At 43.0% G+C, this 18,075-nt stretch carries 20 protein-coding genes and 1 tRNA gene; 8 read left to right on the top strand and 13 right to left on the bottom strand.

What is annotated here, in order from left to right; translation table 11 throughout:
* Nucleotides 1–8: 8 nt before the first annotated feature.
* A complete protein-coding gene (locus ACZ5GB_RS07270) occupies nucleotides 9–365 on the bottom strand; it encodes an ECF-type sigma factor (RefSeq protein WP_464326563.1) in 357 nt (118 codons plus the stop codon).
* Between the two features lie 477 nt (nucleotides 366–842).
* Here ACZ5GB_RS07270 and ACZ5GB_RS07265 point away from each other — a divergent pair, with 477 nt between their 5' ends.
* Nucleotides 843–1,445: a type II toxin-antitoxin system antitoxin SocA domain-containing protein gene (locus tag ACZ5GB_RS07265; RefSeq protein ID WP_464326562.1), complete on the top strand. Its 603-nt coding sequence runs from the start codon at nucleotides 843–845 to the stop codon at nucleotides 1,443–1,445.
* On the top strand, nucleotides 1,446–1,778 hold the full coding sequence (locus ACZ5GB_RS07260; RefSeq protein ID WP_464326561.1) for a hypothetical protein: 333 nt from the start codon (nucleotides 1,446–1,448) through the stop codon (nucleotides 1,776–1,778).
* A gap of 72 nt (nucleotides 1,779–1,850) precedes the next feature.
* Here ACZ5GB_RS07260 and ACZ5GB_RS07255 read toward each other — a convergent pair whose 3' ends face one another.
* The 6 genes from ACZ5GB_RS07255 to ACZ5GB_RS07230 form a co-directional block, all read right to left on the bottom strand.
* Nucleotides 1,851–2,168, bottom strand: a complete 318-nt coding sequence (locus tag ACZ5GB_RS07255) for a hypothetical protein (protein WP_464326560.1) — start codon at nucleotides 2,166–2,168, stop codon at nucleotides 1,851–1,853.
* Between the two features lie 38 nt (nucleotides 2,169–2,206).
* Nucleotides 2,207–2,479 (bottom strand): hypothetical protein, encoded by a 273-nt coding sequence (locus ACZ5GB_RS07250; RefSeq protein WP_464326559.1) that lies wholly within the window; start codon nucleotides 2,477–2,479, stop codon nucleotides 2,207–2,209.
* 1,474 nt (nucleotides 2,480–3,953) lie between these two features.
* Nucleotides 3,954–6,974 carry a bifunctional DNA primase/polymerase gene (locus tag ACZ5GB_RS07245; protein WP_464326558.1) on the bottom strand — a complete coding sequence of 1,007 codons (3,021 nt, stop codon included), beginning with the start codon at nucleotides 6,972–6,974 and terminating at the stop codon, nucleotides 3,954–3,956.
* Complete coding sequence (locus ACZ5GB_RS07240) at nucleotides 6,971–7,249, bottom strand: SWIM zinc finger family protein (RefSeq protein WP_464326557.1); 279 nt, start codon at nucleotides 7,247–7,249, stop codon at nucleotides 6,971–6,973. Before ACZ5GB_RS07240 ends, ACZ5GB_RS07245 begins: the two co-directional genes overlap by 4 nt.
* Nucleotides 7,215–8,273, bottom strand: a complete 1,059-nt coding sequence (locus tag ACZ5GB_RS07235) for a phosphoadenosine phosphosulfate reductase domain-containing protein (protein ID WP_464326556.1) — start codon at nucleotides 8,271–8,273, stop codon at nucleotides 7,215–7,217. Before ACZ5GB_RS07235 ends, ACZ5GB_RS07240 begins: the two co-directional genes overlap by 35 nt.
* Nucleotides 8,261–8,800, bottom strand: coding sequence for a hypothetical protein (locus ACZ5GB_RS07230; RefSeq protein ID WP_464326555.1), 540 nt, complete (start codon nucleotides 8,798–8,800; stop codon nucleotides 8,261–8,263). The genes ACZ5GB_RS07235 and ACZ5GB_RS07230 overlap by 13 nt, the downstream gene beginning before the upstream one ends.
* Before the next feature lie 92 nt (nucleotides 8,801–8,892).
* Here ACZ5GB_RS07230 and ACZ5GB_RS07225 point away from each other — a divergent pair, with 92 nt between their 5' ends.
* From ACZ5GB_RS07225 to ACZ5GB_RS07215, 3 genes are all read left to right on the top strand, one after another.
* Nucleotides 8,893–9,417 carry a helix-turn-helix domain-containing protein gene (locus ACZ5GB_RS07225; RefSeq protein ID WP_464326554.1) on the top strand — a complete coding sequence of 175 codons (525 nt, stop codon included), beginning with the start codon at nucleotides 8,893–8,895 and terminating at the stop codon, nucleotides 9,415–9,417.
* Between the two features lie 334 nt (nucleotides 9,418–9,751).
* A complete protein-coding gene (locus ACZ5GB_RS07220) occupies nucleotides 9,752–9,940 on the top strand; it encodes a helix-turn-helix domain-containing protein (protein WP_464326553.1) in 189 nt (62 codons plus the stop codon).
* Complete coding sequence (locus tag ACZ5GB_RS07215; protein ID WP_464326552.1) at nucleotides 9,940–10,992, top strand: tyrosine-type recombinase/integrase; 1,053 nt, start codon at nucleotides 9,940–9,942, stop codon at nucleotides 10,990–10,992. The genes ACZ5GB_RS07220 and ACZ5GB_RS07215 overlap by 1 nt, the downstream gene beginning before the upstream one ends.
* A gap of 11 nt (nucleotides 10,993–11,003) precedes the next feature.
* Here the strand turns inward: ACZ5GB_RS07215 and ACZ5GB_RS07210 are convergent.
* The 3 genes from ACZ5GB_RS07210 to miaB form a co-directional block, all read right to left on the bottom strand.
* Nucleotides 11,004–11,075: transfer RNA gene (locus tag ACZ5GB_RS07210), tRNA-Ala, on the bottom strand.
* Nucleotides 11,076–11,091: 16 nt separating this feature from the next.
* Nucleotides 11,092–11,235, bottom strand: coding sequence for a hypothetical protein (locus ACZ5GB_RS07205; protein ID WP_464326551.1), 144 nt, complete (start codon nucleotides 11,233–11,235; stop codon nucleotides 11,092–11,094).
* The gene (miaB, locus tag ACZ5GB_RS07200) at nucleotides 11,204–12,541 is read right to left on the bottom strand and encodes a tRNA (N6-isopentenyl adenosine(37)-C2)-methylthiotransferase MiaB (RefSeq protein WP_464326550.1); all 1,338 of its coding nucleotides are present in this window, start codon (nucleotides 12,539–12,541) and stop codon (nucleotides 11,204–11,206) included. The genes ACZ5GB_RS07205 and miaB overlap by 32 nt, the downstream gene beginning before the upstream one ends.
* 18 nt (nucleotides 12,542–12,559) lie before the next feature.
* Between miaB and ACZ5GB_RS07195 the strand changes: the two genes are divergently transcribed.
* The 3 genes from ACZ5GB_RS07195 to ACZ5GB_RS07185 are packed head-to-tail and all read left to right on the top strand — an operon-like array spanning nucleotide 12,560 to nucleotide 15,983.
* Nucleotides 12,560–13,417 carry a KaiC domain-containing protein gene (locus ACZ5GB_RS07195; RefSeq protein ID WP_464326549.1) on the top strand — a complete coding sequence of 286 codons (858 nt, stop codon included), beginning with the start codon at nucleotides 12,560–12,562 and terminating at the stop codon, nucleotides 13,415–13,417.
* An 11-nt stretch (nucleotides 13,418–13,428) separates the two neighbouring features.
* On the top strand, nucleotides 13,429–14,685 hold the full coding sequence (gene ahcY / locus ACZ5GB_RS07190; protein ID WP_464326548.1) for an adenosylhomocysteinase: 1,257 nt from the start codon (nucleotides 13,429–13,431) through the stop codon (nucleotides 14,683–14,685).
* Complete coding sequence (locus ACZ5GB_RS07185) at nucleotides 14,685–15,983, top strand: nucleotide sugar dehydrogenase (RefSeq protein ID WP_464326547.1); 1,299 nt, start codon at nucleotides 14,685–14,687, stop codon at nucleotides 15,981–15,983. Before ahcY ends, ACZ5GB_RS07185 begins: the two co-directional genes overlap by 1 nt.
* A 1-nt stretch (nucleotide 15,984) precedes the next feature.
* Here the strand turns inward: ACZ5GB_RS07185 and ACZ5GB_RS07180 are convergent, their stop codons facing one another.
* The 3 genes from ACZ5GB_RS07180 to ACZ5GB_RS07170 are packed head-to-tail and all read right to left on the bottom strand — an operon-like array spanning nucleotide 15,985 to nucleotide 18,065.
* Complete coding sequence (locus ACZ5GB_RS07180) at nucleotides 15,985–16,998, bottom strand: polysaccharide deacetylase family protein (protein WP_464326546.1); 1,014 nt, start codon at nucleotides 16,996–16,998, stop codon at nucleotides 15,985–15,987.
* Complete coding sequence (locus tag ACZ5GB_RS07175; RefSeq protein ID WP_464326545.1) at nucleotides 16,995–17,318, bottom strand: glycosyltransferase; 324 nt, start codon at nucleotides 17,316–17,318, stop codon at nucleotides 16,995–16,997. Before ACZ5GB_RS07175 ends, ACZ5GB_RS07180 begins: the two co-directional genes overlap by 4 nt.
* A 3-nt stretch (nucleotides 17,319–17,321) precedes the next feature.
* Complete coding sequence (locus ACZ5GB_RS07170) at nucleotides 17,322–18,065, bottom strand: glycosyltransferase (RefSeq protein WP_464326544.1); 744 nt, start codon at nucleotides 18,063–18,065, stop codon at nucleotides 17,322–17,324.
* Between the last annotated feature and the right edge of the window lie 10 nt (nucleotides 18,066–18,075).

The following is an 18,075-nucleotide window of genomic DNA, read 5'->3' as shown; positions in this document are numbered from 1 at the left end:
TACACCTCCTAACTCCTATTAGTGCATTTCCTTTCCAACTGTCTTAGAAAAGGAAAGACTTCATGCACCTTCTTGCGGTATCTCTCAAGCTTTAACCTAAGATGTAGATAATTCATGAGCATCCTTACCTGCTTACTGCTATAACTCTGCAAAGGAAACTCAGGCACATCGCCGTAAACACCTTGAAGAAGAAAGTTAACCGCCCTTAACTGCCTTTCAGTTGCAGAGCCCTTGCGCAAAAACCTGAGATAGTGGTATATCCTTCTCTTGGAAAGTGAAAGCTCTTGCGCTATCTCTTCCACACTCTTACCCGCCAACATAAGCTCTTCCACCTTCTTTAAAGTCTGCTTAGTTCCGTATCTCATGGCATTTATAAATAGTGCAAGGAAGGTGAAGTAAAAACTTGCACAAGAGATAGACCTTGAAGGAAAGTGCGATTAAATGATTTGATTAACCTCTAACCGCCAAAACCGTCAAAAAGGTAAAGGTGCAGTTGGACTTGAGTGTATCACACTCAACTACCGAAAAATCTCACATGGGAAAAATCGGTGAAATGAGAATTTTTCTCAATAAATAAAGCAGTTGGTAAAGAACTTTACCAACTACATAGAAGCCCGCCCGAGCCTGTTTTCTTTGGTTGGTAAAGACCTTTACCAACTCACCAAATCCTTATCTCAAGCCCATTTCCTTCAATTTAATGTGTGTGAGTGTGTGAGTGTGCGAGTGCGTGAGTGTGTGAGTGAAAGCGCTATAAAATTAGACCGCAGAGCCAGAATGAATTGCTTTGGTGAACTATGAAGGCTATATTTATATTAACTTTTAGGACGAGAGGAGATTTAGGTATGGGTATTGTAAAAGAAGAGAGCGTTTTTGATAGGGACAAAGCCAAGGAGGTTATTCAGTATATACTCTATCTCACAGGAAAAGCTCCAGCCAACTTTGGTAAAACTAAGCTCCATAAAATTCTATGGTTTTATGAGGGTCTTATGACGCTTGCTAAAGGAAGGAGGTCTATAGGTGGAAGGTTTGTAAAAAATAGATTTGGGCCTACACTAAAGGAGCTTGATGAGATAATTGAAGAGCTTGAGAAAAATGGGGTGCTAAAAACTAAAAAGGCAGTCAAGCGTGGTTTTAGTGAGTGGATATTTAGAGTTTCTCCTCCTGAGCTAAAACACTTAACAAAAGAAGAGATAGAGCTTATCAGTTTTCTTGTATACAAGTTTGGAAATTTGAGAGCAAAAGATTTGAGTAGATACACTCACACGCCTGCCTTTGAGATGAAGAAGGAATACGAAGAACTTAATCCACTAATGATACTTCATTACTTTGTTAGGAAGCCTACAGATAAAGAAGTAGAAGGTATGCGGAAATTTATTGAGCTTACTGAAAAAGGAGAGTATGAAAAAATAGTTGATGAGATAAAGACAGAGTTAAACCTGAAGTAGATGCACTGGAATGGCAGAATTTATGAATCGCATATCATCAGAGAGCTTGTGGAAACTTACGCTAATTATCTTACAAACATTCATAACATAGACAGCCTTTCCGCTTACAAGTTTATAGATGAGATTGTTATGACGCTCATAGATTACATAATAAGCAACCCACACGGGGGCAAGGCAGTATCCGCAGGAGCCTCCCAGAGATACATCGCAGTAATAAAACTTCCTAAAGCCATGAACCTATCTCCACTGTTTAAGGAAATTCAATTTGAGTGGACTGTGGACCAAAAAAATAAAACCATCGTCCTTGAATGGTTTAGGCTTGTTAGTTGGTAATAATGTTTTGGCGTAATTCTAAGGCCTGGTTGGTTGGTAAAGAACTTTACCAACTCCATAGTAGAATACTCTTCACAGCTTCTTACAAAAGGCTTTTAGCTCTTCAAAGCTTATGGGCTCTCCAAAAACTTTCACAAGCTCAAGTTTGTAGCCGTAAAGCTCTAACTCCTTTCTTGTCTCTTCAAACTCCTCTAAGGACACAGACACAAAAAATCTCCCCGCAAGCAAACGGGGGGCTCCATTAATTAGAAGGAAATACCTAAGCCCCATAAGGTTTTTGTTCTCGCAAGCATAAAACTTGTAGCAAGTGGGGTCTTCTGCATCCTTTACCGCTACAACCCTAATCCGCATCATGGTAGGCGTTCCTTTGTCTAATAGTGCAAGCGTCATGGCAACCACTCCTTTATTTAGTAGTGCAAGCGGTAAGCTTATGTTTGGAATAGCATGAGCCACGCAAGGAAAAACCTTACTCTCTCTTTGGGGTCTTTGATGGAGTAAAAAAACTCTTTAAAGCTTTCCCAGTCTATCAAGCCTAATTCTTCAAGCCTTTTTGCGTATTCTTCAGGAGAAAAGCTCTTGTGCAAAGTAAAGTCTTCAACTTCAGGTTTAGTGCTTACAGGTTTTTCTTGTCTGTTTGGGCTTCCTGCCTTTCTGCCTACACGGAGGAAATACTCTCCAAGCGGGTCTTCTTCTACCTGCAAAGCTTCCTTGACTTCTTTAAGTGTTATCTTCCTTTTCTCCTTCTCTGTCCGCAGGTCAGACTTGTCAAGTAGTTTTACATGCCGAGCGGTAAAAAATTACCGCTTTCGGTAAAAAATTACCGCTTGTGCACAGAAGATGATTACAGGTTTTCCGCCATGTCCACACGAAGTGATTACATGTCCACACGAAGTGATTACATGTCCATCTTCGCAAATCATTGATAGACAAGGCTTTGCGCTTTCAAGCGTGCCCCTATAGAGATTATTATTTTTTTAGAGACTTTATTTTTATAGAGGGAATACATCTTCTTACTTCGTAAGAAGATATTTTGCTTCGCTACGCTTCGCAAAATAATTACCTCCTCTAAGAAAGTTTCTAAAAACAGTAAAAGACAAAAAAGCACTATGGTGCAATCCACAGATAAAAGCTAAACGCAGTCTAATGCTTGAAGCACCACCTAATGTTTAAAACGCCTTACGGCGCTAAATACTCAGGGGGCGCAGGCGTGGTTGGTAAAGTTCTTTACCAACTGACTTTTAGAAATTTCCGCCAACCTTCCAAAATTCCCAAAAACGAGCCTTGATTTTCAACGCTTTGAAGGGGGTCAAAACGCAAATCCGCACCTTCCCCACGCCCCCCTTTTCTATGTTCATAGGAACAAATGGTTTGAGTAATGATTTGATTGTTTGTGCTTGTGATTGTGATTTGATTGGTTGGTTGTATGATTGAATGCCTGCGTGATTGTGCATAGTGGTTTGATTGCTAAGTTGGTTAAAAAACTCTTTATCAAGGTTGGTTGGAGTGTCTTATCCTACATCTCAAAATGTAGGATAAGAAATCTTTTTACTTAGCCAATTTATCAAGGTTGGTTGGCGGGGGTAAGCCTTTCCTACATACCTTCCATTCATACCTTTCATACTTCCTTCCAAATAGGTATGAATGAGAAAGTTATTGATATACAATCACTTGCAGACCTTTCATACTTTTCATACCTAAAAAATCTTTTTTTAGGAAAAAATAAACCTGTCCGCCCCCCCTATATATACTCCTGTATACCTTCTATATAAGTGTGAAAAATAGGTATGAAAGGTATGAAGGTATGCAAGCGCCTGTCTCTCAATGCTTTCCTTGTTCATACCTATCTATCCCACAAGTATGAAAGTATGGTATGAAACGGTATGAAACCCCCAACGCCCTACCTTACTTTCTTGAGAGTATTGGATACTAATAAGTGTGAAAAACAGGTATGAATTGGTATGAAAGTATGCATCTTATTGTCTCTCAATGCCTTCCTTGTTCATACCTATCCATCCACAAGTATGAAAGGTAGGTATGAAAAGGTGTGAAACAAGTATGTATGAATTGGTAGGTGGTGAAGCTTACTTGTTGGACTAAGAGCTGTGCTATATCGTAGATAAGTCAAACCCTATTCCAAGCTTTCTTTGGGCTCTTCAATGACCGCCTTAGAAATTCTCAAAAAGGTAGGTCAAAATCGTTCGCCATCTCTGCCAAGTCATCCACAAGTAGCCTTGCTATTGCTTTCACTTCTTCCTCTGTAGCGCTAATATGGAGTGTGTACTCTTCTCTAAGCCCGTCAAAGTTCAATGCAATGATGATAGAGTTCTCGTCCTTTGGCACAATCTCAAGCTCATATCCTCCTCTACTTTCTATCTCTTCCTTTGTTTCCACTGGCAGGTTGTGATAAAGCCTTTCTACTTCGTTCTTGAAGCTCTTCAATGTCTTCGTAAGGTCTTTATCCTGCTTGTTTTCCTGTTCTTGCTTTGCACTGTCAAAGTCAAAGGCCTCTTCTAAAAGCTTGTTTACCACACGAAGGTTAATATAGTAATGATAAGCTTGCCCTGCAGGCCCGTAAAGCCTTCCGTAAAGGTTCTTTCCAAACTTCCTTATTGCTCCTTGTTTACTAAGGAAGTTCCGAAAATCCCTTACGTCTATGTCTCTTTCTCTACAAAAGCTCCTAAAAGCTTCCGTTGTAATCATCAACCATCCGTCTTCAATGCGTCCTTTATAGCGGTCTGCTGGCATTGGTTCATCCACTGCGCCATTCTGTGTTCTCACCTCCCTCTTGCGCTCAAAATCACGGATATTAGCATTGACCCATGCCATAAGCTCGTTCAACCAACCAATCTCCCGCTTTCCAATCTTCTCTTCCACTTCTTCCTTGACGCCCTCAAAATACCTATCCAAGGCTTCCGTGTTTACTTCAAAGCCAAACTGTCTTAAGAGTACAGCAGTAGCATATAAGCTTTGCCCTATGGTCTCCAAACCGCCTATGAGCTTGTGCCTGTTTTCTCTCCATGCATGGTCAAAAGCTTCTCTTATCTCCGCCTCGTTGAGCCCACTCAAAAACCTTATCCACTCAAGCCCTACATGTCCTATATGCTCAAGCGCTTCAATCATCTCACCAAAATCCACTCCCCAATCCTGCTTGTCTTCTACTGCAATCTCCAAAGCCCGTCTATAGGCTCCAAGCTTCACCCTTTTGGTTTGTAGGTTCTGCTCTAAGGAGTGTTCGCCCGTAAGGAAAAGCACGCCCCTTAGGTTTGCTTGCTCTACCTCAAGTGTTGCTTTAGCTCTCCGTTTGCCCCGCCCACTGTGAAACATGTAAATTAGATGTGTGAAAAGGTTTTCGTCCTTCCTTAGCTCGTCCTCGTCAAACAGGATTGGTAGGTCTTTTATGGAGCTCAAAGTCCTTTCTAATGCGTTCACGGTAGCAAACAGTGTAATAGGTAGCTTGTTATCGTAAAACAGATTACAAGCCAGTTTGCATGCGGTAGTCTTACCCGTTCCTGTTTTACCTGAAACATAGACCACATAATTAGGCATGCCTGCAAGATACAACACAGGTGCGCTGAAGCTTGCGAGAAATAGCACATTCAACAGCCCTGAGCTTGCTAAGACATTCTTGACAAAATTCCATTGAGCTTGAGCATCTCCTAAGGTCGTAAAGCGCTCCGCTTCTGTGATGTAGTAGTAGCCGTCTTCTCTTAGGCTTGGATGCCTAAACCCCTGAGCGTCCCAACCAAGCCACTTGTAAAGCTTTAGTTTCTTTTGCGGTGTTTGATAGGACAACCACTCCATGTAGCCTGAAGGTTTCACCACTATTATGCCCGTATGTGCCTTGATGGTCTCAAGGTATTTGCTATCGTTGACAATGGAAGCTAAAAACTCCTCCCCATCGTGCAAGAAAAGGTTATAAGCTTCCCCGTCTCCTTTTATCGTAGCCACAAGCTCCACATAAGGACCTAAAGGTTTAGGGTCTTTACCTTCCTTGAGCTCATAGACAAGTCCGTCATTGCCTACACCGTAATACCTGCCCGTCCTCTTTATCACTATCACATGCCCTGCAATGGGTTCAAATATGTAGATATCCTGCCTTAAGAATGCTAAGACCTTGTCTATCTCATCTCGGTATTCAGGATGCTCTTTTAGGATGCTTTCAAGCTTGTGGATGAAAGAGCCAAGCCCCCGCACTTCTTGACCGCTTTCAAGCCTTACCTTCGCCCTGTTTATCATGTAGTCCGTGAGACTTTCTTGGTATTGCTCACCATAAATTACTTGCAAAGCAAACTTGATTTCCTTGTCTCCGTAGCCCAGTTGCAAGAGCCCCGTTAAGAATGCTGTGTCTATATCCTCATAGCCGTTTAACAAGCCTGCTCTGTAAAGCTGTCCTACCGCCTCCGCAATCTCTTGAAGGTATTTAAGGTCTCCTGCCTGTGGTTTTGGAGCCTTGAAGGTGTTATAAAGCCTTTCCTCTTTGGTAGGTGCAAACTTCCGTAAGACCTCTAAAAGCTCAGGTGGTGCTTTTTGTGGTTCTGTGTGATAGTCCTTGATGAATTCATAGGTGCCTATCTCCCCCTGTTTGTTTGGTAGAGTGGTAGGCTCTAAGTTCACAAGCCCGCCATCGCTTTTGATATCAAAGCCCTTTAGTTGGGTTGTCTTTATGCTTGGCTCGTATCGGAAGAAGAAGTGATAGCCCCCGCTTTTGGTTTTTGCATATAAGGTAAGCTTTTTTAGGTCTTCTACTTTTAGCCCCGTCCTTTGTTCAAAGTCCTCTACCTTGTCCACATCAAGCACAAAGACCCCGCTCTTTTGACCGCATACAAGAGCTATACCACAGGTAAGCCAGTTCCTTTTGCCTTTTTTCTCCACCTTTTTAGCCCGCCCGTAGTGGTCTGCCTCGTCCTTAGAAAGTTCTTTAACCCTCGTGTAGCCATACCATAGCTCTTTTAGCTCTTCCTTGCTCTTTACTTCTACCTCCGGCCAACCTTTGACCCCTGGAACCGCCTTTAAGCCTTGTCCATCGTCTTTAAGCACAAGCGGTATGGTTATCCACCTGTAGTCCTCATAGTAGTGCTCCGCCACTTTGTGCCACTCAATGCCCGCTATCCGTTCTGCAACCCTGAGCCAAAGCTCTTGTTCCTGCTTGTCAAGACTACCGTTTGATGCTATAATAATGTTGTCTCTTGGTTTCATCTTTTTTTTACCTCCTTTTTAAAGCCTTTCTTTTTAGTTTTTAGTGCAAGCGCCAAAGCCAATATGTGTTTGCAAATGCGGTTGCGTGCGCTTTTGCAAGTGCAAGAGAAAGTCAAGTAGTCTGCGTTAGAGTTCCACCTTATGCTTGCTTTGTGCATTCCTACTCTTCCTTCCAGAGCGTGCGGTTGGAGTTTCAAAGCCCTTATCTTTGGCAAGCCCTTAGGCAAACCTATGAGTTCCTTATAGTCTCGTAAAAACCTCCCTAAGTCTTGCATGTTCTCCTCCTCCTTTAGATAGTGCAAGAGAGAGTGCCTGCGGTCTCTCCTTTTTCCTTTCACAACTCTTCTCAAGAAGCGCTCCAAACCTTCTTCTTTGGTCTTGCCAGTGCTCTTCTATCTTCTTTTGCTCTTCTTGAGTGATTAGCTCTATGCCAAGCTTTTGTTGAAGGTCAAGGAGCTCTTTTAGTTTGCGCTCTCTAAACTTGAGAGAAAGCATGCCCATCCAACGACTAAAGCGCCTGCCCCTGTGTGTAAAAGGAAGCCTGTTCTGTGGCTCCTGAGCTTCTTCTTTAAAACTCTTGACAAACTGAAAGAGCTCTTTTAAGCCTTTGCCTTCAAGCTCTTTCTTTAGCTTCTTTTCTGAAATGACTGTGCAACACCAACACCCTGAGCGCCCCCCACAAAGAGAAAGCTTCTTAGCGGGCACATCTTCAAAGCCCAAAGCGTAAGGACACTCTCCGTTGGAGTAAAAATCTCTGTAAAACCTTGCAAGCTCTGTGTGTCCGTTTTCAAGCAAAAACTCCCAAACCTGCTCCGTGCTCCAGTCAAGAATAGGCGCATACTTGCCGTCCATGTAGAAAAGCTCTTGGTGTTTTGCTCTGTGAAGGCTCTCTTCCTGCCTTATGCCCACAACTTCAATGACCTTTCCTACGCTTTTTAGCTTTTCTCTGAACTTCTTTGCGCTCTCAATCTTGAAGCGTTGGCACCACCTGAACCTATCTCTTGGAAAGCCGTAGCCTTTACCAAGAATGCCTGTCCAGAAGGTTTCTTCTGATTGCACATCCACCACCTGTAGGTTTTTGTGTCTTTGCCGTAAAAACTCCGCCTGTTTTTTCAAAAAGCTTCTAAGCTCATGAAACTCCGCCCCACCAAAGTTTATGTGCAAAGCCACAACAGGCTTATCAGGAAGAGCCTGACACACAAGTTCCACACAAGCGGTGCTATCTTTGCCCCCGCTCCAACCAATAAGGATAAGGTCAAAGTCTTTTAGGTCTTGTTTGATTTTTTCTATGCGATGCATACCTCTTCCTCCACTGACAAGCGCCTTTCCGTGTCTTCCAAAAACTCTCCCCTGCTCCTTAGGATGTTCAAAAGCTCACTTTGAAGCTCGTCCTTTCCTTCATCTCCTCTTTTTGCTTTGATGTAAAACTCCAAAAGCGTGCAAAAACCAAGAGTAGCAAGCTCTTTACAAGCTTCTTCATAGTTTCCTTGCACTACTAAAGCCTGTAGCTGTTCTCTCTTTCTTGGGGCACCACCAAACCGTGAGAAACAGAGCCTTCTTGTCTGAAGCTTTGCTACCAAAAGACAAACATCCGTCCAAAGCCATCCAAGCCTATTCCTAATGTCTTGGGTTTCAGGAGATGTCCACCAACACTCTTCCAAAGCAGAAAGCACCAACACCTCTACAACCGCAGGAGTAAGTCCATTCCTTAGGAGCGGAGCGTATGCGCTTACAAACTTGCGAAGCTTAAGGTTTTTCTTGACAGAGCGAAAGCTATGTTTGACAGGTGTCTTCCCCTTCCCGCTTACGAGCTCTCGTTTCAGCATAAGGTTAAGTATATATCTATTCTGAGATATGTCAACTTATTGAGCTTACTGAGATATGTCAACTTAATGAGATATATCAGCTATTTTGAGATATGCCAATTTTTATGCATTTTGGGATTAAAATACTTATAGCTATGGCGGCTGAGAAAAAACCATTTGAAGAGATGAGCATAGGAGAACGCATCCGCTATCTGCGGGAAGAGATTTTGGGAATTGATAAAGCTACGATGGCAAGAGAAATAGGTATGGGCTGGTCTGCCTTACACTACATAGAACAGGAAAAGGTAAAGGTTACTAAACAAGCTATTAACAGGATAGTCAAAGCCTACAGTGTCAATCCTGAATGGCTCCTTACAGGGCGTGGTGAGATTTTCATCGTAGAAGACCTACCAGAAAAGAGAAATATCTTTACATACATACGCTGGATACTTAAAAATGTTCCTGTTATCTTGAGAAAGAACCGTATAAGAATTACTTCTGAAGACTTGAAGGAAGAGCTTTATCTTGCCGTACATGACCACTTTTTTCAAAAGTTCTTCAACAAAGAAATGAGCAAGGAAGAAGTAGAGGAGTTTATTATAAACTGGGCGAAAAAGAGGGGGCGGTGGGTATTATAATATAAAGTAGAAAGTAGTATGGTTGAAGGAGGGTAAAACCATGAAACAAAATGTAAAGCAAGCGTTGAGTAGGAGAATTCTTCGCTCCAGCCTGTGGACTTCTTCCCCAAAATTCTACCTGCACTTCTTCCTTCCTGCCATCTTACTCACTCTCGTAGGAAATATTGCGGTCTCTTTGGAAAACTCCTATCTTCTTACCTTTAGCGCTCTTTCTCTTTCGTCCATCTCTTTCTATCACTTCTTCAAGTTCGTAAGGTTAGCTCTTCCTTGAGTGCTCCTTCCAGGCCTCCTTGCTTGCACTAATAGTAAGTAGAAACCTTTAAGGAGGCCTGGCATGGAGAAGAGGCTTTTGACCGTTAGAGATGTGGCTCAGATGCTAAGCACTACAGAGAAAGCGGTTTATACTCTTGTCCAGAGAAGGCGCATTCCATACAGGAAGTTTGGTAAGCGCTTGGTTTTTCTCAGAGAAGACCTTGAAGAGTTTTTGAGGAGCTTGCCTAAGGAGGAGCCTTTTAGGTCTTAATGGCTAAAGGCGAAGGTTATCTTAGGCAAAGGGGCAAGGTTTGGTATTTTGAGTTTACCTACAGAGGTAGGCGCTACTACCATCGCATAGGAGCGGTTTCCAAGAGCGTTGCAAAGGAGATAGCAAGCCAGATAAGGGCTAAGATAATCAGGGGAGAATACATACCAGAGAGTAAGGACGACCTGCTTTTTGAGGAGATAGCAAGGTTTTATGAAAAGCTCTACCTTAGCACTTCTAAGGCAAAAGAGAAAACCAAGAAGGAGCAAATGAGGAAGCTCAAAATACTTCTTGCCTTTTTTGGTAAGCGTCCTATCAAGAACATAACCACAAGCCTGATAGAAGACTACAAGAACAAAAGACTATCTGAAGGCACTACGCCTTTGATGGTGGAGAGAGAGCTTCATCTTCTGAGGAGCGTGTTTAAAAAGGCACAGGAGTTTGGATTGTGTGAGCACATACCTAAGATACCTTTCTTTGGAGTGAAAGAAAGGCAGGTAGTGAGATACCTTACGGAAGAGCAAGCACAAAAGCTTATATCCGCCTGCCCTGATTACTTTAGACCTGCGGTTATATTTGCCCTCTATACAGGTCTGAGAGCAAGTGAGATATTCTCTCTGAAATGGGAGCAGGTAGATTTGGAAAACAAAGTCATAAGGCTTGAGCACACACAGACAAAAACCAAAGAATACTACACTGTCCACCTTACAGAACAACTTGTAGAGCTACTCAAAAGCCTGCCCAAGCACAAGCACGGTTATGTGTTTACCAACCACAAAGGAGAGCCTTACTCTACACAAGGCTATAAAAGAGCTTTTAAAACTGCTTGCAAGAAGGCAGGTATTGAAAACTTTCGCTTCCACGACCTTAGGCATACCTTTGCATCTTGGATAGCCATGAAGAGCAAAGACCTATACCTTGTCAAAGAGCTCCTTCACCACAAAGACCTAAGAAGCACTCAAAGGTATGCCCACCTGACGGAAGACTACAAAAAACAAGTTTTAGAGAGCTTACCAAATTTCGGCATTACTACGGAAGAGAAAAAAGAGAAGTAAAGAAAACCAAGTGGAGCGGAGGGGATTTGAACCCCCGACCTCCTACACGCCAAGCAGGCGCTCTCCCACTGAGCTACCGCCCCTACGGTAATTAATATTTTAATGCATTTTTTGCTTTGTGTCAAAGGCTTTTTTATAGATCTCCAGCCTAAGCCTTAGGGCTTTTCTCTTCTTTTCCCTCTCTTCTTTGAATACTTTAATAGCCTCCTTTTTAAGAGCTGTGTATAGGTCCAGCATGGCCATGTTTTACCTCCAAAAGCTCACATTCCATATTAAAAGGTTTGGAGTTTATCACCCTAACCTTTACTATGCTTCCAAGGAGGCTTTCATCTCCTTTTAGGCTTGCCCACCTGTTTGTCCTCGTCCTTCCAATGAGCCTTCCTTCTTCGTAGCTTTCAATAAGCACCTCCTGCTCTGTCCCTTCGTAGGACTTGGCTATCTCACCAAGTATTTTCTTTTGAAGCTCTAAGAGCCTTGTCATCCTTTGAGCTTTTATCTCATCTGGCACTTGCCCTTCCATGGAGTAGGCTGGTGTGTCTGGCCTTGGAGAGTATTTAAAGGAAAAGACCTGTTCAAACCTAACCTTTTCCAAAACATCAAGCGTATCCTCAAAGTCCTCTTCCGTTTCTGTAGGAAAGCCCACTATTATGTCTGTGGAGAAGGTTATACCCTTTACATAGTGCCTTAACATGTCTATCTTCTCAAGGTATTCTTCCTTTGTATAACCCCTGTCCATAAGCCTTAGTATCCTTGTAGAACCGGATTGCACAGGAAGGTGGATATGCTCGCACACTTGAGGGATTTCTCCCATAGCCTTTGCAATGTTTTCTGTTAGGTCCCTTGGATGTCCTGTGGTGAACCTTATCCTTTCCACTCCCGGCACTTCTGCCACCCTGTAAAGAAGTTCTTCAAAGGGTATGCCAAGGTCTTGGCCCCATGCGGTCACGTTTTGGCCAAGAAGATGTATCTCCTTTACGCCATCTTCTACAAGGAACTTTACCTCAGAAAGGATACTTTCCAAGCTTCTTGACCTCTGCCTCCCTCTTGTCTTTGGCACCACGCAATAGGTGCAGTTCTTATCACAACCTTTCATAACGGTCACATAAGCACAAAACTGGTTATCTCTTACAGTAGGATATTCCCAAAGCTTATCCTCATCCTCCGGTGGGTTTTCCAAAATGGCTATTGCCTTGTAGCCAGCTTGAGCCTGATGGATAAGCTCTGGAAGCTGGTGCATGTTAAAGCTGGAAAACATTATGTCTACCATAGGAGCCTTTTGAATAAGCTCCTCTCCCATCCTTTGGGCAAGGCACCCACATACACCAATAAGGGCGTTGGGGTTTCTTTCTTTTATCTTTTTATATTCACCCAAATGAGAATAGACCTTTTGGTCTGGCTTTTCTCTAATGGTGCATGTGTTTATAAGGATTAGGTCAGCTTCTTCCCAGCTTTTGGCAGGCTCATAGCCCATGCTTTGGAGTATGCCCCTAAGCCTTTCCGAGTCGTTAAAGTTCATCTGGCATCCAAAGGTCTTTATGTAGTACTTCATAGTGATAAAATTTATCACATGGAAGAGAGAAAACCAGAGGTAGTGGAAGAGAGCATATGGGTGGCAGGAGAAGCTATAAAGAAGGCTCCAAAGCTTTATGGTGTGCCAACGGGCGTGGAAGGTTTGGATGACCTGTTTTTTACTTCAGACATCCAAGATGGAAAGCCTGTAAGAAAAAGCCTTGGTGGCATTCCAGCCTACTCGGTGGTAAACATAACGGGCGTCTCCGATACGGGCAAAAGTCTAATGGTGGAACAGTACGCCATAAAGCAGGCAAGCAGGGGTGAGGCGGTAGCTTTTATAACGGTGGAGGCACCAGCCCACTTTGTGGTGACGGGCCTTAGAGAAAGGGCAAAGGCCATGGGCATAGAGTTTGAAAATGTAGAGAACAACATAATCCTTATAGATGCGGCAAGCCACGGAAGGCTAAGGGACAATATACCAGACCTTTTGGCCACCCTTGCCCACGTTATAAAGACCTATAAGGTAAGGCACACCATCATAGACTCTGTAACCGGCCTTTATGAGGCAAGAGAGATGCAGGCAAGGGTGGTAGTCAGACAGCTTTTTAACTTTATGAAAAAGTGGTATCAGACTGCCCTCTTTGTATCTCAAAAGAGAAGCGGGCATGAGGAGCTAACGGCGGAAGCGGCAGGTGGCTATGCCATAAGCCACATAGTGGATTGTTCTATGGTGCTTTCTAAGGACCTTATCCTTACGCCCACTCAATCAAAGCTTTACAAAAAGCCCATAGGTGAGATAGTTAGGCTTTTTAGGATAGATGGTTGTAGGCTTTGCGGGCATGACACAAGAACGCATTTTATGGAGATAACAGAGCTTGGCCTTGTTAAAATTGGACCACCCCTTTCTGCATAAAGGAGGATAGAATGGACTACCATGTGAAGGACCTAAGCCTTGCCGAACTTGGGAAAAACAGGATAGAATGGGCCCAGAGGGACATGCCAGTCCTCACAAGCATAAGAGAAAGGTTTTCAAAGGAAAAGCCCTTTAAAGGCATACGCATATCCGCCTGTTTGCATGTGACCACGGAGACGGCAAACCTTGTTATTACCCTAAAGGAAGGTGGTGCAGAGGTCTATCTTACCGCTTCTAACCCCCTTTCCACACAGGACGATGTGGCCTCCGCCCTTGTAAAGTACTTTAATATTCCAGTCTTTGCCATAAAAGGGGAAGACACGGAAACCTATTACATGCATCTGAGAGAGGTAATAAGAAGAGAGCCGCACATAGTCATAGACGATGGCGCAGACCTCATATCCACCTTACATAAGGAATTTCCTACCTTGGCTGAGAAGGTCCTGGGTGGTATGGAGGAGACCACCACGGGAGTTATAAGGCTTAGAGCCATGGCGGACCAAGGAGTTTTAAAGTTCCCTATAATTGCGGTCAACGACGCCTACACAAAGCATATGTTTGACAACCGGTATGGCACAGGCCAATCCACCATAGATGCCATCATGAGGGCAACCAACAGGCTCATAGCGGGCTCTTACTTTGTGGTGGCTGGCTATGGCTGGTGTGGGAAGGGTGTGGCCCAGAGGGCAAGGGGTATGGGTGCCACCGTTATAGTATGCGAGGTGGACCCCATAAAGGCCCTTGAGGCAAAGATGGACGGCTTTTTGGTAATGCCCATGATAGAGGCTTGCAAGCTTGGAGACTTCTTTGTGACTGTGACAGGAAACACATCGGTTATAAGAAGGGAACACTTTGAGGCAATGAAGGATGGAGCCATCATATCCAACTCAGGACACTTTAACGTGGAGATAGATATAGAAGCTTTGGAAGAGCTAAGCGTTAGCAAAAGGGAAATAAGGCCCTTTGTGGAAGAATACACCTTAAGGGATGGCAAAAAGATATACCTATTGGCTCAGGGAAGGCTTGTAAACTTGGCCGCCGCCGAAGGCCACCCTGCTTCCGTCATGGATATGAGCTTTGCAAACCAAGCCCTCTCTGCAGAATACATACTCAAAAACCACCAAAGCTTGGAAAAGAGGGTGTATAAGGTGCCAGATGAGATAGACAGAGAGGTGGCAAGCTTAAAGCTAAAAAGCATGGGAGTAGAGATAGATGAGCTAACACCAGAGCAGATAAAATACCTTACCTCTTGGGAGTTTGGCACATAATGTTAAGCTTTGAGGACCTTTTGAAAAAGAAGGAAAGTTTATGCGTAGTGTGGCTTGGTTATGTAGGTCTTCCATTGGCAGTAGCCTTTGCCAAACATTTTAGAGTTATAGGCTTTGATAAAAATACCAAAAGGGTGCAAGAGCTAAAAGAGGGTATAGACAGAACTGGACAGGTACCAAAAGAGGAGTTAAAGGAAGTAGATATTAAATTTACCAGCGACGAGAAAGATATAGGAGAGGCAAGGTTTATAGTGATCGCGGTTCCTACACCGGTTGATAAACTAAAGGACCCAGACCTTTCCTTTCTTAAGCTGGCTTCTGCCACCGTTGGAAGGAATATGAAAAGGGGGTCTGTGGTTGTGTATGAATCTACCGTATATCCGGGTGCTACAGAAGAGGTGTGCGTACCCATACTGGAAAAGGAAAGTGGGCTTGTTTGGAAAAAAGATTTCTTCGTAGGCTACTCACCAGAAAGGATAAACCCCGGAGACAAGGAGCATACTTTGGAAAAGATAGTAAAGGTGGTGGCTGGAGATACTCCAGAAACCTTAGAACTTTTGGCTTCTGTGTATGGTAAGATTATAAGCGTAGGAATTTACAAAGCCAAGGATATTAGAACTGCCGAGGCTGCCAAGGTAATAGAGAATATACAAAGGGATATAAACATAGCTTTGATGAATGAGCTTGCCATGCTTTTTGAAAAGCTTGGCCTTGATACAAAGAGCGTTTTGGAAGCTGCATCCACCAAATGGAACTTCTTAAGGTTTGAACCCGGGCTTGTGGGTGGCCACTGCATTCCAGTAGACCCTTACTATTTAGCTCACAAGGCCCAACAGGTAGGCTATATACCAAGGCTTATACTTGCAGGAATGGGAATAAACGAGGAAGTGCCTTCCTTTATTGCCAAGCAAACCATAAAAATGCTAACTAAGGCTGGTAAGATGAAGGTAGGGGCAAAGGCCATAATCTTTGGTTTGGCTTTTAAAGAAAACGTGCCAGATATAAGGAACAGCAAGGTTTATGACCTATACAGAGAGCTAAAAGATTTTGGCTTGGATGTGTACATATACGACCCTCTTGTAGACCCGGAAGAAGCTTATGAAGAATACGGCCTTGAGGTTCTCAAGAACCCAAGGGAAAAGGCTCCCTACCATGTAGCCATTTTGGCAGTCAAACACAAGGTGTTTTTGGAAAAGCCTGTGGAATGGTATAAAGAACTCATCACGGAACCATGTGTTTTTATAGATGTAAAGGGCGTTTATCCAATGGAAGGCAAATGCCTATATTGGAGGCTTTAGATTATCTAAACCTTGCCAGTATGGCAAAAAAGGACCAAAGGTCTTTTGGAACGGTTATCCTTGGTAAAAGATAAGGATCATCACCTTGTTTTATCGTTCTTTTTTCTGTGGTAAAGGCAGAGAGGAAGCTTTTGGAAACTTCTTCCTTAAAAACTTTGTCGTAATCTCCAAAAGGATATGCAGAATGATAGATTTTTCCTCCGATTAACTCTTCAAGTTCCTTCTTAGCCTCTTCTATTTCCTTCTTTACCCTTTTTAACCTTTCCTCCTCGCTTTCAAAATCAAGAAATCGCTCAAAATGCTTAAAAAGCTCCTCTTTAAGGTCCTTTTTCCATTCTTTCCTTTCAAAAAAGGACCTTGGCAGGGAATTTATAAAGTCTTTTACCTCTTTCCTTAGCTTTCCTACTCTTATAGATAGAGAACCCTTCATGGGAAATATTGGAAAGCCAAGCTTTGGTTCTTCTCCATAAGCATGCATAAGGGACCAATGACCTTTACCATCATAAAAGCCCAATAAATCCTCAGAGTAAAAATCCTTGGTATGGTGCTTAGAATGCCAGCCTATATCAAAAACGTCTTGCATGGCTCTTAGCTCTTCTTGAGTTAAGAAATCTTGGCTTATTCCATCCTTTAAAAACTCCAAGTTTGCCTCGTGCATACTTTTGGGACCATAGAGTTCTCTAAGGGATGCCTTACCATTCCAGTAGTCTTCTAAGCTTTTTCTTTTGTAATCTTCTCTTATTATCCTTGAGGAAGCAACAAAGATCGTTGCCCTAAGTCCATGCTTTTTGAGAAGAGGATAGGCATATATGTAGTTGTCCGCATATCCATCGTCAAAGGTTATTGCTACAGTTCTTTTTGGAATATCCTTTCCAGAATTTAGAATTTCTATGACTTCATCCAAGGAAATTACACGGAAAAACCTTTTTAAAATGCCCAATTCTACGTCAAAGGTTTTCCACCAAAGGTCAAAGGAAGGGTATTTTATTACCTTATGATAAAGGAGGACTATCATTTTATAAGCTCCTCAAAAAGTTCTAAGTATTTTTTGGCTGTGGATTGAATGGAGAATTTTTGAGCTGTTTGAATAGCTTTCTCTGATATATTGTTATAATCTTCTTCCGATAGATGGAGTGCTATCTTCATTTTTTCCAACATGGCTTGGAAATTACCCACCGGCACTGTAAATCCATTTACACCATCTACTAAAAAGCTTCCAACTCCGCCCGCAAGGGTGGATATTACTACAAGGCCACAGGCCATGGCCTGAAGAAGAGCGTTAGGAAGTCCTTCAAGGAAGGAGGAAAGGACAAAAAAATCCGATGCATTGAGCAAGTCTTACACATCCTCTCTAAATCCAAGGCCCAAAACACCCTTTTCTGGTATTGACTTGTCCTGAGTATCCAGCCCTACCAAAAGCAAAAAGCAATCCTTACAATCAAGCTTTAAAAAGGTCTCTATTAGCTTGTCTTGGCCCTTGACCGGTGGGTTCCAATTGGCCACATTTATAAACACCTTTGAGTTTAGAGGTATGCCAAGCTCTTGTCTTTTGGCAGTCCTCACTGCCCTATTTTTCCTAAACCTATCTGTATCTATACCACTTGGTATAACCCTTAACTTCTCCGGAGGAAAGCCCGCATTGAGCATTACCTCTGCTACCTTTTCCGATACGGCCACAAGCCTATCAACCCTGCCATACTTAAACCGAAGGGAGAGGGGGTTTGGCAATCTTGCAGACCTTTTTACTGCCACAAGCTTGGGCCTTTTGGTAAGAAAGGGATATACCAAGCTAACAAAGTCCAGGGCATGGGGAGAGTTGGCAATCACTATATTAAAGGATCCATCTTTTATTATCTTCCAGAGCCTATAATAGTTCATAGGGTTTAGCCGGTTGTACTTATTATGGTGTTCAAAAAAGTGAAAACTTATTTTGTAAGGTGATAGTTTTTGCACCATTTGGGTGTATTCAAAGGACAAGGCAAGGTGGAAATCCACATGGTTGGATAGCTCACGGGCAAGAAGGAAAACCTGTTCTTTTGTTCCACCCCAACCTATGCCATCTACCACAGAAAGTAAGCGCATTCTAATATAA

This window comes from Hydrogenobacter subterraneus (genome assembly GCF_055390195.1).
Note: the sequence above shows the minus strand (reverse complement) of the source record. Positions and strands in the feature narration are given on the sequence as shown.